The following is a 16,768-nucleotide window of genomic DNA, read 5'->3' as shown; positions in this document are numbered from 1 at the left end:
TATTAAAAATAAAATAATTATGCACTATTATTAAATAAGCATTTAAAGTGCCGGATTAACCTCTACGAGATATTATTATGTTCAAAATGGAAAGTTTGAAAACTAAAATCATGTTGCTTTTAGTGGCTATTGGTATTATCCCCGCAGTTATCATTAGTGTTGTTACCACCTTTAATAATTCGGACGATGTCTCAGACAAGGTTTACAACCAACTCACCGCTATTAACCAAATAAAAAAGCAATCGATTGAAACCTATTTTAAGGAAAGAAAAGGCGATATGTCTGTACTCGTGGATATAGCCAGTACCATGAAAAAACAAGCTTTCATGAAACTTTCTGCGATTAATTCAGTAAAAAAAGCACAGCTAAATGATTATTTAGCCAATAACAACACCCAACTTGAATTACTGGCTAAACAAATAGAATTACAAACCAATTTAACCACTTTACTCTCTAGCTTTGCGGATAAAAATAAATGGAAAACCTTACTCGATAAGTATGATGCTTCATACAAACCTCTTTTAAACTATTTTGGTTGGTATGATTTTTTCATTATTAGCAACGATGGTACGATTATTTACTCTGTCACTAGAGAAAGTGATTTAGGACAAAACATTCCAAAAGACTTAAGTGAAAGCTCATTTTATCAAGCTTTTATCTTAGCCCAACAAAGTAAATCTACAGACATTCAATTCGGTGATTTTAAACCTTATGCGCCAAGCAACGATGACCCTGCTGCATTTACGGTCAAACCCGTTACCGTTAATGGCAAGCGCATTGGTTACATTGCCTTTCAACAGCCGATAGAAAAAATTAATAATATATTAGGCAATCGCGTAGGTATGGGAGAAACCGGAGAGTCTTATCTTGTAGGGCCAGACAAGCTAATGCGTTCTAACTCTTACCTTAACCCCAAAAATTATTCAGTTAAAGCCTCTTTTGCTGCAAACAATAAAGTAGAAACAACCGCAGCAATTAACGCACTAAATGGCAATAAAGATACTCAACTAATCAATGATTACAATAATAACCCTGTTGTGAGTAGTTGGGATTATTTAGAAATAGCAAATGGTATTCGTTGGGCAATTATTTCTGAGGTTGATATAGCCGAAGCATTTAATCCCACCACATTTAAAAATGAAGAGTTTTATAACAACTATATAAAACAATACGGTTATTATGATTTATTTCTTATTGATGCTAGCGGCTATATTTTTTATACCGTCGCAAAAGAAGCCGATTATCAAACCAATATTTTAAGTGGAAAGTATGCCTCATCAAATTTAGGTACCTTAGTTACTCAAATTAAAGATAATGGACAATACGGCTTTGTTGATTTTGCCCCTTACGCTCCAAGTAATAATGATCCTGCTGCTTTTATTGGCCAACCTATATTAGACGCCAAAGGAAAAGTTTCATTATATATTGCCCTGCAGCTTCCTATTGAAGGCATACAAAATATCATGGGCATAAGAGAAGGTATGGGAGATAGCGGTGAAAGTTATCTTGTAGGAATGGATTTAAAAATGAGAAGTAATTCGTTTTTAGACCCCGAGGGGCATTCTGTTAACGCAAGCTTTGCAGGCACTATTGATAAAAACGGTGTTGATACCCAAGCGACAAGAGATGCTTTAGCTGGCAAAAAAGGCACGAATATAATCACTGATTATAATGGAAATCCCGTGCTATCGTCTTTTGACCGTATAGATTTTGACAACTTCAGCTGGGCTATTTTGTCAGAAATAGACGAACCTGAAGCATTTGCTTCCATCAATAAAAATACAAATTTCATGATAATCCTCATGGTAGTATTTGTAATTGTTATTGCGCTTGTGGGTATATTGTTTGCGGGTAAAATAGCATCTCCCATTATCGTGGTATCCGAAGCTGCACAACGTGTTGCCAAAGGTGATTTAACCATTAAAGTTGCTAAAACATCCAATGATGAAGTCGGCCATTTACAAATAGCCATTCAACAAATGATAAATAACTTAGCCAATATTGTTAAAAATATTGAAATGGTTTCTCTTCAACAATCAAGTACTTCAGAAGAATTAGCTACTATTACCACTCAAACGAGCCAAACACTATCGGCTCAAAGTGTTGCATCAGATCAACTTAAAACCGCGATGCAAGAAATGGGAATGACTGTAAATGATGTAGCCGCAAGTGCCTCTACAACATCTTCTGCAGTTCATGAAATTCAGAGTAAGGTTACTGATAGTTCGAATAAAATAGACGACACCTACAATGCAATTCTTTCAATGACAGACAAAATACAAGATTCGGAGCAAAGCGTTCAAAAAGTACGTACTGACTTTAGTCAAGTGGTTACCGTATTAGATGTTATTAAAGGTATCGCCGATCAAACCAACCTCCTTGCTCTAAATGCTGCTATAGAAGCTGCTCGAGCAGGCGAGCAAGGCAGAGGTTTTGCCGTTGTAGCTGATGAAGTACGACAATTAGCTCAGCGTACCCAAGACTCAACCAAAGAAATAAACGATATGGTCAATACTATTATGGCGGGTGCTAATTCTTCAGTAGAAGTTATGGCTAATAGTGTTATTCAAGCAAATACCGTTAAATCTCACGCACAAGAAGTGAACGACCTTAATAAAATAATCAATGAAGAAATCAATCAAATTAACGATTTAAGTACCCAAATAGCAACGGCTGCAGAAGAACAATCTGTTGTAGTGAAAATTATTTTAGAAAGCGTAGAAACACTTAACATGGGTGTGGCAGAAACCAGTACTGCAACAGAACATATTGCTGAATCGAGTGTCGAGTTAGCCAAACTAGCCACTGACTTAGAAAGAGAAGTATCAGTTTTTAAAATTACTTAAATATCATCCCCTCCCTTTAAGCTTTGTTATAAATAACCTTATGACAAGGCTTTTTATCCCTCCCTCAAACCACTGAGTCATAAAACGCCTTAAACCAAGCGCGTATTATTTTAGATAAAACCATAAATGAATAAAATTCAACTATCAGGTGATTTCTTAACACTTGTCACATGTGTCAAGTATTTATAAGATGAACTTGTTTTTAGATCTCCCCGATTGATAAAACATATGTTTGTTGTTTTGGACGCCTTATGGCGTCCATTTTTTTTGCCTTTAATATTATAACCTTAGATTACTTAAGGTATTATACTCACCAAAGCACCATAATAGATCACACCGCTGCACCACAATAGTTCAACACACTTCAAATAATACTCTTAATTAAAAGTAAAAATTTAAACGATTGTTTTAAAAGATAAAATAAAAACTGACTAGCAGGTCTAATTATTGCTTTACAGTTTGTGACGTAACTACCTTGTTGTAAATGATATGCCAATCCAAACCCCTATTAGAGGCCTAAGGTCTTTTTGTATTGCCGCTAAATGTTTAAGTTTTAAACATGCAGCTTCGCAGCTTTTTTTAACACCTTCTGCCGTAAGCCATCAAATAAAACAGCTTGAAGAACAGTTGGGCATCACTTTATTTAAGCGCCAAACTCGCGCAATTGAACTCACTTCCGCAGGAAAGCAGTTTTATCAGTCGGTTAATCCATTGATTAACCAATTAGAATCTACAATTTCTGATTTCACAAACAGCCAGCAAAATAAAAATATCATCATTAGCATGCCTGAATTTTTTGCTAGTGAACTTTTTATACCTAGGCTAAGTGAGTGGGCTGAAGAAAACCCTAAAATCAACTTACAACTTGAAACAGTAAAGTCAGGTTCAGAACCTTCGCAAATTGCTGATTTATCAATTGTACTAGCGAATGGAAAACCAAATGCCAGCATAGTACACGACTTATTCCCAATTCGTTACGCACCAGCTTGTAATAAGGCACTTTATAAAAAATGGAAAGATAGTGATTTAGATGCACTAAATTCTATCCCTTTATTATTGCATCGCTCTCGTCCTTGGTCTTGGCATCAATGGGCTGAAAAAACAGGCCGTAGTAATTTCGACCCTAAACAAATCATCCAATTTGATAGTATGTTCGGCGTTGCTCGAGCAGCTCAACAAGGCATGGGGATCGCATTAATTCCCTTACCTATGAGTGAGACCTGGTTTAAAGAAGGTTCATTAGTTAAATTATTTGAAGATGAACTAGTAACAAATGACCGCTACTACTTAGTCCAACATGAGAACATGGAAAACAAAAAAGAACTCGAAATATTTGCTAAGTGGGTTAAATCAACCTTTGCAGATGAAATTTAGTTGTTAAATTAAAGCAATTTTTGGCTATGCACTAGTCAAAACTAGCCTTTCACTGGTAGAATTAAGGGTAAGTTTATTGTAAATAAATAAAGAGACAGATTTAAGATGGGAAGAGCTTACCAAAACCGTAAATTATCAATGGCCAAGACACAAGGCGCCAAAACTAAAGTTTATTCTAAATACGGTAAAGAAATTTACGTATGTGCTAAAAACGGCAGTACAGACCCTGACAGTAACTTATCTCTTCGTCGCTTAATTGAAAAAGCTAAGAAAGACCAAGTACCTACACATGTAATTGATAAAGCAATTGAAAAAGCTAAAGGTACTGGTGGCGAAGATTATAGTGAATCTCGCTATGAAGGTTACGGACCCGGTGGCTGTATGGTTATTATCGACTGTTTAACAGATAACGGTAATAGAACCATTAAAGATGTTCGTCAGTGTTTCACTAAAACAAATTCTAAAATCGGCTCTTCAGGCACAGTTTCTCATATGTTTGCGCACCAAGCTGTTTTTGCTTTTAAAGGTGAAGATGACGAATCTGTGTTCGAAAATCTATTAATGGCTGAAATAGACGTAACTGACGTTGAACTTGAAGATGGGATCATTACCGTATTTGCTCCACATACCGAATTCTTCAAAATAAAAACAGCGTTTGCCGATAGCATGCCTGAATATGACTTAGAAGTTGAAGAAATTACCTTTGTTCCTCAAACTTATACAGAATTAACTGATGCCGATGACATTGCTAATTTTGAAAAGTTTATGGCAATGTTAGATGATTGTGATGATGTACAAAACGTTTATCACAATGCTGAGTTACCTGCTGAAGAATAACGTAAAGCGAATAAACAAAAAGCATCTACTTATTCATGAAGTTAGATGCTTTTTTTATGTTTATTATTTAAATTAGTATTACTTCTTTGTAAAGCAAACTCTTTTATTTAATAAACAGTTACTTACTTTCTTCTTGTTTAACTTCTTGCCAATACACTTCAAGCTCATCAAGTTTATGGTCTGTAAATGCTTTAGATGATTGATTTACTTTACTTTCAACAGATTGGAATCGTTTAGTAAACTTTTGATTCGCTTTACGTAATATGGTTTCAGGATCTTGCTTGGCATGACGACACAAATTGACTACCGCAAACAATAAATCGCCTAATTCTTCGCTCAAGGCCGCTTCATCACGATGAAGCTCAGCTTTAACCTCTTGCACTTCTTCTTCAATTTTAGCAAAAACATCATCAACATTATCCCAATCAAAACCTACATGTGAACAACGTTTTTGTATTTTAGCTGCTTGTGATAATGCTGGTAAGTTTTTAGGAATATCGGCTAAAATACTTAAACGCTCTTCATTATTTTGCGTGTTATTTTTCAGCTCTCGCTCTTTAGCTTTTTCATTTTCCCAGTTAGCTTTAATCTCAGCATCTGTACTTAATGATGCGTCTGAGAACACGTGCGGATGACGCCTAATAAGTTTTTCGCAAACAGCTTCTACTACATCATCAAAACCAAATAGTTTTTCTTCTTCGCCCAATTGACTATAAAAAATCACTTGAAACAGTAAATCACCTAATTCTTTTTTTAGTTCAACATAATCTTGCTGTTCAATCGCATCAGCAACTTCGTAAGCTTCTTCAATAGTATGAGAAACAATAGAGGAAAAGGTTTGTTTAATATCCCACGGGCAGCCATATTCAGGATCTCGTAATTGGGCCATAATCCATCGAAGTTTTTCAATAGACGATTTATCGTTTAGCATTAATAATGATTACCTTGTTGTTTAATAATATTATTTTGAAGATAAGCTTTGTGCTTTGTTAAAATCAAATATGTTTTTTATAATGTTTTTTACTGGTTTCTCAATATATTTAGCTATGACATAAGCAATACTCGATATGATAGTAATTGCAAATAAAGGTAAAAGAAAACTCAGCTTTTGTGGTAATAAATCATTAAATTTAATAACAAAAGATATCATCATGTTTTCGTGTAATAGATATAAAGGATAACTAACATAACCCAAAAATAACAAAAACTTATTACTTAAAAATTGTTGTATATTCACACTGATAAGTGAAGCTGAAAAGAATAAAGAAATAATAAGTATAGCTACTAATACTTCTACACTATGGCTTACGATTGCCGCAGCCAACGAGCTTAAAATACATATAACCACACCATACCAGAACCACTGCTTATCATCATGTTTTGTATATAGGTAAAAAGAGGCACCAGCAGCGAACCAACCAAAATATTTCAAAGAGAGATGATTAGTCAAAGATAATGCATAATATATTAAACGGCTATCTGTATGCTGCTGCAATTGTGTAAGAAAAAACCAAAGAACAAAAAGTACAAACAAGCTCACAACAAGTTTTTTACTTCCAATTAAAAAGTATAACAAAGCAGAGATAACGTAAAACTTAAACTCGACATATAAAGACCAAAAAGCATCTTCAAGGTTATTCACCCCCCCTATTAAGCGACTTAAATAATAAGGGTCAATAAAAGTTAAACCTGGAATTAAATCTTTAACAGATGGATCTCCGTTAGGTCTTTCAAAAAAATAACTCGCTGAAAAATATATAATTAAAGAACAAATAAGCATCGCTGGAAATAATCTTAACCATCGATGATAAATAAATTCTTTAAAATTAGTGCATTTTTCTAAGGTCATTAATATAACAAACCCTGACAATATGAAGAAAAGTTGTACACCTAAAAAGCCAAATTGAAATAAAGGAAATTCTGCATACTCGTTTGTATATGGAACCAATTCAGGCCATCGGCTAAAAGCATGAAAGAGCATGACTAATAAAATAGCAATACCGCGATGTCCATCAAGGTAGTTAATTCTTTGCAAGTGAAAGGTCCTTTAATAAATTTAACTTACTCTTTACGTTTTAACGCGTTTTTGAGTTCTCTGATCCACAATTCGTTCCCCTTTTTATTTAAATGAATACCATCACCAATATGATATTGAGGAGATAAGTTTCCATCTAAAGTCACAAGTGAGTTGGTATCTAAATAACTGACATTTGAATATTTTAGGGTTAAACCTTTAATTTTATTATTTAAATTTTGTATTTTTAGGTTCGTTATTCCTTCCATCTGAATATTTTCATCAACTAAAAAAATAGCGCAAATAATAACGCTTTTATCAGGAGGAATGTATTCAATTATTGTTCGAACGTTTTGAATAATTTCTTTTTGCTTTCTCTGCCTGATGTCATTATGGCCAATAGAGATAATGATATTTTTTGCATATGAAATAGATTTGTATAACGGAAGCCTTTTAATAACACCGTATGTTGTGTCATTACCAATTCCATAATTAACTGTTTTATTATCAATTTCAGAAACAGCTAATCCTTGTATTAAACTATCACCAATAAAAACATTATATCCTTGGGTTAAATTATTATCGATCCTTTGGTGAAAGGCTGCCATTTGATAATAATATCGAGTTAACTCATTTTGTTCTGTATTAAGAAGAACAATAAAGCGCTTAATATAAGCGCTGCTCATGATCACCATACAGAACAAAAGAAAGATCGCTACTATATAAATTATTTTTGAATATTTGAATTTCACTTTATACTTATTATTTTAAAACGAATGTTTGAGTTATACCTAAATGCGCTTAGCGCTAATAATGTCATCTAACTGTAGTAACTTATCAATCAACCTTGTTAAGATTTCATTGTTGGTTAACTCAAGCTTCAATAACATTGATGTAGTATGTTTTACATTATCTGAATGTGTATCCATACCCACAATACTGACTCTTTCGTTCGCTATAATAGTTGAAATGTCACGTACAAGGCCTTGTCTGTCACTTGCTATCACTTGAACGGTTACTTGATAGCTTGTTTTCTGCTCATCGCCCCACTGTACTTCAATTTCACGCTCGGGTTGTAAATCAAGCGAGTTAGCAAGCTGTTCACAATCAATACGGTGAACAGAAATCCCTCGCCCTTGTGTTATAAAGCCTAAAATATTATCTCCCGGTACAGGATGGCAACACTTAGCCATATGTGTCATTAAATTACCTACACCAGAAACAGTAACACCATTGGAGTCAGCTTTTAGTTTTTGCGATGGATTGGGCTCTTTAACTAAAGATTGAGGATCTATTTCTTCAAAAGGTTTTAGTTCGTTTTCTTTTTGTAGAAAGAAATTAACCACTTGTTGTAATCGAGCACCACCAGAGCCTATCGCTCCATATAAGTCTTCTACGCTGGCCACATTAAAGCGGTCGAATGCTTGTGAAAAATCAATTTGTGTAAGATTATTTTTACCTAATTCAGCGTCTAGTAACTCTTTACCTGCGGCAATGTTTTTATCTTTATCTGCAAACTTAAAGAAGTGCTGCACTTTAGACCGTGCTCGTGCAGTATGTAAATAATGTAAATTAGGGTTTAACCAGTCTCGGCTAGGCGTTGCGCTTTTACTACGAAGAATTTCAACTTGATCACCTGTTTTTAGTTTATGTGTAAAAGGAACAATACGACCAAAAACTTTCGCTCCAATACAGGTATGCCCTACATTAGAGTGAATATAATAAGCGAAATCTAATGGGGTAGAATTAACTGGTAAATCAATAACTTCACCGCTTGGGGTAAATACATAGATACGATCTTCAAACACTTGGCTTCGTAACTCATCAATCAATTCACCACTTTCGGTTACATCTTCTTGCCATTGTAATATTTTTCTTAGCCAGCTAATTTTATCGTCAAAGCCAGTTGTTTTACCTGAAGCAGTGCCTTCTTTGTAACGCCAATGAGCCGCAACACCTAATTCAGCATCATCATCCATTTGTTGCGTTCTTATTTGTATCTCAACCGACTTGCCTTCTGGCCCTAATACTACCGTATGAATTGACTGATAACCGTTGGCTTTTGGTGTGGCAACATAGTCATCAAACTCACTCGATAAGTGCTTCCAATTCGTATGAACAACACCTAAAGCGCTATAACAATCTTGTAATCTCTCTACAATGATCCTTACAGCTCTTACGTCAAAAAGCTGATCAAAGTCTAAAGACTTTTGTTGCATTTTTTTCCAAATACTAAAAATGTGTTTTGGTCGACCAAACACTTCTCCTCTCACCTCTAGTTTTTTTAGCTGAGAAGATAGACTTTCAACAAAATCAACCATGTATTGTTCACGGTCTAATCTTTTTTCATCTAATAGCTTGGCAATTTTTTTATAAGTATTCGGGTGTAAATACCTAAAAGATAAATCTTCTAGTTCCCATTTTAATTGCCCTATACCTAAACGATTAGCTAAAGGTGCATAAATATTAACAATTTCTTTGGCGGTTAATACTTTGGTTTCTTCATCAAGGTTTTTAACTAAACGTAAATGACATAAGCGTTCAGATAACTTAATCACCACCGCACGTACATCATCAACCATAGCCAATAACATTTTACGCACGTTATCTATGTGTGTACCTGAAACTTGATCGCTACGCCTTTTTTGCAAAATTTTAATGGCATCCATTTGGTTAACGCCATGGCATAAATTGAAAACTGACTTATTAAAGTTTTCTTCTATAAAGCTAAGTTCAATACAATCATATTCGTATAATGGACATAAAAAAGCGGCACAAAGCGAATCTTTATCAAGATTAAGAGCAGCAAGAATTTCAACCATTTCTCTAGACTTAATTAAGCACTCTTCTTGATCATTAAAGAAAGTATGCACCTCTTTCCATAAAGCCTCTAGTGCTCTTTGCTTAGGGCCAGTTAGCTCAAGTGTTTTTAGCCATAGCTCAAAAGTTGGCATTGATGTTTGATGTGAACGACGAACAGAAACCATAAAATCCTACTTTTTAAACAATATCATTGTCTCAATGTGCTTAGTTTGTGCAAACATATCCATAATGGCTATTTTCTCTATAGTATATCCATTACTGATAAGTAATTGACTGTCTTTAGCTAACGTTGCTGGGTCGCAACTTACATAAACAATACTTGAAATATCCAAATCTATTAACTGAATTAAAGCCTCGTATGCTCCGGCTCTAGCAGGATCTAATAAAACTTTCGAATATTTTTTATGTGCCCAAGCTTGCTTACCCCAGTTACTATTTAAATCCGCTTGAAAAAACGCGGTGTTATCAAGGTTACTCATTTGAGCATTATAGGTAGCTTTATCTACCATGGTTTGCAAACCTTCAACCCCCACAACACTTTTAACTTTTCTCGCTATGGGTAAACTGAAATTTCCTAAACCACAAAATAAATCCAATACCTGATCATCTTCTTGTAAATCTAACCAGTTTAACGCTTGCATGATCATTTTATTATTAACGTGATGATTAACCTGAATAAAGTCTTTAGGTTCAAAATAAATATTAATAACCGATTCCGAAGCATGATTTTGAGATATTCCACTCTGCTCACTTATTTGATAAAACAAAGGTGTAACAGGTGTTAGTAGAGTAACCTCTTTTCCGTTATCAATATAGACTTGCCATTGATGTTGCTCTGCAATGTTCTTCCATAACGTTTTATCTTGTTCATTAAGCGGAATAAGCTGTCTTACAATTATACTTATATGTTGCGTATAAATAACTTCAACATGCCCAATAGATTTAACTAGGCTTAACGATTTAATAAGTGATGTAAGTATTGTAAACACATGCTTGATAGGTTCAACCAATACAATACATTCTTTTAGTTGTACTAAGTTATTACTCGATTTTTGTCTAAAGCCCACAATAGGTTCGCCTAACTTATTGTATTGCACACCTATGCGGGCTTTTCTTCTATAGTGCAGTGCATCGCTAGTGATGCTTTCTTGCCAAGGCAAATTACCGTTAATGTTATTTCGCGAAAATAAATCGATAAGTTTATGTTGTTTAAATGCTAAATGCTCTTCAAATGATAAGTGCTGTAAATCACAACCACCGCAAGTTTTAAAATGCTTACAAGACGGTTTTACACGGTGTTCACTAGTACTCACTAGCTCAATAACACTCCCTTTATAAAACTTACCTTTAGCCTCAACAATTTTAGCCTTTATTTTTTCTTTAGGTAATGTGTTTTCTATAAAAATAGGCTTCTTATTATATTCCCCTACACCTATACCATTATGATCAAGCCGATCAATAACTATCGATATAACTTGTCCTGTAGGTTGTTTTTTAGTGCTGGGTTTAAAAAAATTAGCCATGTTTTTATCTTTATTGAGTTGCCATCGATCCAACGCTACAAATTCGCGTGTGTATATGACATTATATGAAAATAATATTTGTATATTACAAACGAATACAAATGAATATAAACTCGTAATTCTACACTAAGTTAAGAGATACATGCATAAAATTAGTCTTAAAGACTGGGTCATTTTACTCACTATCATACCAACGACTTTGATCAGCTTAGCCGTAGCTGCTTATTTCTCGTTTAGTCGATACAGTGAATTAGATGATTTTTTAACGACTCAAGCTCAGAGTATTATCGAACCTTTAGCGATAGCCAGCACAGATCCTTTATTAAATGAACAACGAGAAAAATTACGGCATTTAATTAGTTTTGCACACCGTAGCCAATCTTCCATCGTTAAAAGTATCGCTTTATTTACTCAAGATAATCAAATATTTGTAACCAGTTCATATCATGGTGATATTAATTTAATGAGGCTAAATGCTGGAGAGGCGATCCCCGAAAAAACATCAAAAACTGAATACGATGATTATGTTATTTTCAGAGCGCCTATTATTGACGAATTTAATTCATCAAATAGCAAAATATCCCCTATTGGTTATGTTTCTATTCAAATAGATAAAAATAAAATTCAGTTTAATCAACAAAGTGAAGTACTTATCGCTTTTTCGATTGTTCTCCTTGGCGTGCTCATTAATTTTATTTTTGCATCACAACTCATTAAATATGTCACTAGCCCTATTTTATCTATGGTGCAAATGGTGGATAGAATAAGAGAAGGCAAACTTGAAAGTCGTATAAGTGGGCAATTAATTGGCGAGCTAAGTTTTCTCAAAAATGGTGTGAATTCCATGGCCCAGTCATTAGTTGATTTTAACGATGAGATGCAGCGTCATATAGATCAAGCCACTATAGATTTACGTGAAAGTTTAGAGCAGTTCGAAATACAAAACGTTGAATTAAACATTGCTAAACGTAAAGCTCAAGATGCTAATAAAGTAAAATCTGAATTCTTAGCCAATATGAGTCATGAATTAAGAACTCCACTAAATGGTGTTATAGGCTTTACTCGACAAGTACTTAAAACACCTCTTACTGATACTCAACGAGATTACTTGTACACTATTGAGGGCTCTGCCGCTAACTTACTTTCCATCATTAACGATATTTTAGACTTTTCTAAATTAGATGCAGGAAAAATGGTTCTGGAAAAAATCCCTTATTCATTAAGAGAAGCTACTGAAGAAGCCTTAACCTTATTAGCACCCAGTGCGCATCAAAAGAACATAGAGCTTTCTTTCAATATCACCTCCTCTGTACCTGATTCTCTTATTGGTGATGCTATGCGAGTTAAGCAGATCATCATTAATTTAGCCAGTAATGCAATTAAATTTACCGAAAAAGGTTCGGTCAATATTGATATAAAATGCGAGCAAAGCGATCACAAAACAGCAATATTAAAAGTAGAGTTAGTTGATACCGGTGTCGGAATAAAAAGCCAACAACAAGAAGCGCTTTTTGAAGCATTTGGCCAAGCAGATAATAGTATTACGCGTTTATATGGAGGTACAGGTTTAGGCTTGGTTATCTCACAAAGATTAGTCTCTGAAATGCATGGTAAAATAGGATTTTCTAGTGAAGAAGGTAAAGGTTCAACTTTCTGGTTTACTTTCCAGTCTGAAGTAACCCCTATTCCACTGATATCTCAATTACAAACATCATCTTTAGCTTATAAAAAAGTATTATACTTTGAACCGCATATGCACAGCAGAATGGCAACTACCCAGATCATGTCAGACTGGGGAATGGAAGTTTCTCATGTCACTAGTATTGAGCAAGTGATAGCTGCTTTATCTCATCAACATAGTTATGATCATATATTAATCGGTCATGACATTAGTCCAATTGCTTTAGATGAGCTGAAGAGTTCAATAAGTCAATGTAATAAAAATGCGGTATCTATTCATCTTGCGGTTAACAGTAATTCACCACATATTTATGAAACATTGATAGCCAGTGGTGCTTCAAACTGTATTAGTAAACCCATTACACCAATAAAATTATGTAAAGCTTTTACTCATAAAGACCATAAATCTATAAAAACATACCTACCAAATAAATTTAAAAATCACCTGCCTATTAAGGTATTAGCAGTCGATGACAATGAAGCTAATTTAAAACTTATTAAAACCTTATTACTTGAACAAGTTGCTGAAGTTATTACGGCAACTAATGGCTTAGAAGCACTAGAGTTATGTAAAATAGAAAAATACGCCTTAATATTTATGGATATACAAATGCCAGTAATGGATGGTATATCAGCATTGTTAGCGATTAAAGCTAAAACATTCAATGACTCTACGCCGATCATAGCGGTAACAGCACATGCCCTACACGGAGAAAAAGACAAATTAATTGAGCAAGGTTTTGATTTTTATATGTCGAAGCCACTAGACGAATCTATGTTAAGCCATGCTATTTACGAATATTGTGATATGGCTAAATTCAATGAGCATAAATGTAATGACGTAGACATAGATCCACCAGAGGTAGTAAGTAGTCTACACACAACGGCTATTATAGATTGGTCATTGGCGTTAAAAAGAGCAGGTAACAAAGAAGAGTTAGCGAAAGAAATGTTAATTGGATTAACCAAAAGCTTACCTGAAGCTAAAATACATATAACCGAGGCGATAACGTCCCAAGATATAGAACAATTAAAAACCTTAATTCATAAACTTAATGGTGCTTGCTGCTATTCTGGAGTGCCTAATTTAAGTAAAGTGACTCATCAAATAGAGACATCTCTTAAGCAAGGTGTGAGTATTGAAGAATTAGAACCTGAATTTTTTGAATTTTTTGAACACTTGGATAATATAATAAAAGTAGCCCCTCAAGTATTAAGTTCATTGAATGTGCCTATAGCAAAATTAAATATAAATCTGTAGCATTTGTCGATAACTCTATTCTTCAGACCTAAGTTTTATTTTAGCTGATGTATTTATTTCACCATCAGCAGCTATTGTAGCAATACCACCATTACACTTTAATATGGCAAGGTTTTTACCTTTTACTTTACGAATACATAATAGTTCGTAACCAAACTTACCTAAACTACTCGCAGAGAACTTTTGCGCTAAAGTTAATTTATCCCACCAAGAAGAAGCTTCCGGTGATTCATTACGTCGTTCAGTAGTAGGAGACTTCTTTTCTTCCATAAACTAACTCCGCTATCCATAAATTTAATATAATTATATTCAGTATAGACTTTAATAATAAAATTGTTCAAGAATATATTAAAAATATACATTAATGAAAGAAGCTGTTAACTATGGAAATAATAGTTTTATTATCAATCTATTATAAAAACCAGTTCAAAACACCAAATAAATTAACACGTTAATAACGCTCTGCTACAACAAAATTAAATAACGTATATTTTAACTATGAAAAATACCTAAATAGAAAGAACAACAAAAGCAGTTGCATAGTTAACTTCGTCTGATAAGGTAATATGCCATTTGCTAGCCCCTAAAGACTTTGCTATTTCCAAGGCTTTATCGGTTAATTGTAAAACAGGTTGACCAGAGGGTAACGATAGAATCTCGATATGTTGAAAAGATACACCTTTTGCAATGCCTGTACCTAATGCCTTAGATAAAGCTTCTTTACCTGCCCATCTTTTGGCCAAATAACGTTCAGGTTGTTTTACAGTAGAGTAGTGCTTGTATTCAGCATCTGTGAGTACTCTTAAGGCAAGACTATTTCGCACTTTTTCAGACATTGCAGCAATTCTGTTAATTTCTACAATATCTGTTCCAATACCAACAACTGACATACTCTACCCTACGCTCTTTATAGACCTTTATTTGATTCCACGCGCTTCAAGCATTAGGCGCTTCATATCACGGATCGCTTTATCTAATCCGTCAATTACCGCACGAGCGATAATACTATGACCTATGTTTAACTCGATAATCTCAGGAATAGCGGCAATGGGTTTAACATTAAAGTAATTTAAGCCATGTCCCGCATTAACCTTCAAACCCTTGCTATGAGCGTATTTAATACCTTTGGTTAATCGTTCTAACTCGGTCAATTGCTCCTCTTCGTTAACCGCATCAGCATATTTACCAGTATGAATTTCAATATACGTCGCTTTAGTGGCTAAAGCCGCATCTATTTGCTTTATATCGGCATCAATAAATAAGCTGGTTTGCGTACCAACCGCAGATAAGCGGCTAACCGCTTGAGTAATTTTATCTAACTGCCCGACAACATCTAAACCACCTTCCGTTGTAAGCTCTTCACGTTTTTCAGGTACTAAACAACAAAACACAGGTTTAACATCACAAGCAATATCAAGCATTTCATCTGTTACTGCCATTTCTAAATTCATACGAGTATTCAGTGTTTGTTTAAGTACATGAATATCTCGGTCTTGAATATGGCGTCTATCTTCACGTAAATGAACCGTAATACCGTCTGCACCGGCATGTTCTGCAACTGTTGCTGCGTAGACAGGATCTGGAAAGTTTGTACCTCTAGCTTGTCGTAACGTTGCAATATGATCAACATTAACGCCTAATAAAATATCATTCATAATTAACTCTTATTTTTACTGTTTGTATAATTAATAATTTACGTGTTTTTCGTTTTGTAAATGACTGTTATCGAGTAAATAACTTTCTACTATTTAATGGTTTGCCACCTAATAAGTTATTGATCACTTGTCTCATTAATAACTTAAATGTTCTTAATACCTGTTCATCTTCAATACTTTGTTGTGCAATAGCTAAAAGATGCTCTTTGCTGTATTTTGGTAAAGTTAGCTTATTTATCGCAGGAATAAAGCCTTCTTCAAGAACGTAATAAAAGAATAGCGCTTGCGACTCAAATACAGTACTAAAATCAAAACTTTGCCCAAGTTCATCTAACAAAATCATTTCAAAATTCCTGAGCGTTCTTTCTATTGATGTTTGCTCAGCTAATGCCTGTAAACTTCGCTTATACTGATGAAACAGTTCAGGGCATTCTATATGGTCACCAAGTAATTTGACTAATAATTCATTAAGATAAAAGCCACTAAAAACGTAATTTCCAGAAAGCGCATAAGAGCGTGAAGTCGTTTCTATACGACTTAAATTTTTAAGTTGTCCTTTACCCTTTAATAATACTTGTAAGGGCAAAAAAGGCTGTAACAGCCCTTTTTTATTCGATTTTTGTGTTTTACCTGTGTAAACAATAGCGGAAACTTTACCACTTTGTTCAGTTAACAAATCAACGATTAACTGATTATCTTTGAATGGTCTACTGTGAAGAATAAAAGCTTGTTGCTCAAATATTTCCATCGTGTTT

13 protein-coding genes are annotated in these 16,768 nt (G+C 34.3%); 4 read left to right on the top strand and 9 right to left on the bottom strand.

The window, feature by feature from the left end:
• The first annotated feature begins 95 nt into the window (after window positions 1–95).
• From AC0L5Q_RS16855 to AC0L5Q_RS16845, 3 genes are all read left to right on the top strand, one after another.
• Complete coding sequence (locus tag AC0L5Q_RS16855) at window positions 96–2,846, top strand: methyl-accepting chemotaxis protein (protein ID WP_473611780.1); 2,751 nt, start codon at window positions 96–98, stop codon at window positions 2,844–2,846.
• A gap of 495 nt (window positions 2,847–3,341) precedes the next feature.
• Window positions 3,342–4,220 (top strand): LysR substrate-binding domain-containing protein, encoded by an 879-nt coding sequence (locus tag AC0L5Q_RS16850; protein ID WP_473618325.1) that lies wholly within the window; start codon window positions 3,342–3,344, stop codon window positions 4,218–4,220.
• 105 nt (window positions 4,221–4,325) lie between these two features.
• Entirely contained in the window at window positions 4,326–5,057 is a 732-nt protein-coding gene (locus AC0L5Q_RS16845; RefSeq protein WP_473611776.1) for a YebC/PmpR family DNA-binding transcriptional regulator, read from the top strand.
• 118 nt (window positions 5,058–5,175) lie between these two features.
• On the opposite strand, the gene mazG is transcribed toward AC0L5Q_RS16845, so the two are convergent.
• The 5 genes from mazG to rlmD all read right to left on the bottom strand — a co-directional run bounded on the left by mazG (window position 5,176) and on the right by rlmD (window position 11,417).
• Window positions 5,176–5,988, bottom strand: a complete 813-nt coding sequence (gene mazG / locus AC0L5Q_RS16840) for a nucleoside triphosphate pyrophosphohydrolase (RefSeq protein WP_473611772.1) — start codon at window positions 5,986–5,988, stop codon at window positions 5,176–5,178.
• A gap of 30 nt (window positions 5,989–6,018) precedes the next feature.
• The gene (locus AC0L5Q_RS16835) at window positions 6,019–7,092 is read right to left on the bottom strand and encodes an acyltransferase family protein (protein ID WP_473611768.1); all 1,074 of its coding nucleotides are present in this window, start codon (window positions 7,090–7,092) and stop codon (window positions 6,019–6,021) included.
• 26 nt (window positions 7,093–7,118) lie between these two features.
• On the bottom strand, window positions 7,119–7,757 hold the full coding sequence (locus AC0L5Q_RS16830) for a GDSL-type esterase/lipase family protein (protein WP_473611765.1): 639 nt from the start codon (window positions 7,755–7,757) through the stop codon (window positions 7,119–7,121).
• 105 nt (window positions 7,758–7,862) lie between these two features.
• A complete protein-coding gene (gene relA / locus AC0L5Q_RS16825; protein ID WP_473611761.1) occupies window positions 7,863–10,058 on the bottom strand; it encodes a GTP diphosphokinase in 2,196 nt (731 codons plus the stop codon).
• Between the two features lie 6 nt (window positions 10,059–10,064).
• Window positions 10,065–11,417 carry a 23S rRNA (uracil(1939)-C(5))-methyltransferase RlmD gene (gene rlmD / locus AC0L5Q_RS16820; RefSeq protein WP_473611757.1) on the bottom strand — a complete coding sequence of 451 codons (1,353 nt, stop codon included), beginning with the start codon at window positions 11,415–11,417 and terminating at the stop codon, window positions 10,065–10,067.
• Window positions 11,418–11,559: 142 nt separating this feature from the next.
• Between rlmD and barA the strand changes: the two genes are divergently transcribed.
• Complete coding sequence (gene barA / locus AC0L5Q_RS16815; protein ID WP_473611753.1) at window positions 11,560–14,358, top strand: two-component sensor histidine kinase BarA; 2,799 nt, start codon at window positions 11,560–11,562, stop codon at window positions 14,356–14,358.
• Window positions 14,359–14,373: 15 nt separating this feature from the next.
• Here the strand turns inward: barA and AC0L5Q_RS16810 are convergent, their stop codons facing one another.
• The 4 genes from AC0L5Q_RS16810 to recO all read right to left on the bottom strand — a co-directional run bounded on the left by AC0L5Q_RS16810 (window position 14,374) and on the right by recO (window position 16,761).
• Window positions 14,374–14,628: a hypothetical protein gene (locus tag AC0L5Q_RS16810; protein ID WP_473611749.1), complete on the bottom strand. Its 255-nt coding sequence runs from the start codon at window positions 14,626–14,628 to the stop codon at window positions 14,374–14,376.
• 239 nt (window positions 14,629–14,867) lie between these two features.
• A complete protein-coding gene (gene acpS / locus AC0L5Q_RS16805; protein WP_473611746.1) occupies window positions 14,868–15,248 on the bottom strand; it encodes a holo-ACP synthase in 381 nt (126 codons plus the stop codon).
• 27 nt (window positions 15,249–15,275) lie between these two features.
• Window positions 15,276–16,013 carry a pyridoxine 5'-phosphate synthase gene (gene pdxJ / locus AC0L5Q_RS16800; RefSeq protein WP_473611742.1) on the bottom strand — a complete coding sequence of 246 codons (738 nt, stop codon included), beginning with the start codon at window positions 16,011–16,013 and terminating at the stop codon, window positions 15,276–15,278.
• Between the two features lie 67 nt (window positions 16,014–16,080).
• A complete protein-coding gene (recO, locus tag AC0L5Q_RS16795) occupies window positions 16,081–16,761 on the bottom strand; it encodes a DNA repair protein RecO (RefSeq protein ID WP_473611738.1) in 681 nt (226 codons plus the stop codon).
• Window positions 16,762–16,768: the final 7 nt, after the last annotated feature.

The sequence above is a fragment of the Pseudocolwellia sp. G5-9 genome (genome assembly GCF_055808995.1).
Note: the sequence above shows the minus strand (reverse complement) of the source record. Positions and strands in the feature narration are given on the sequence as shown.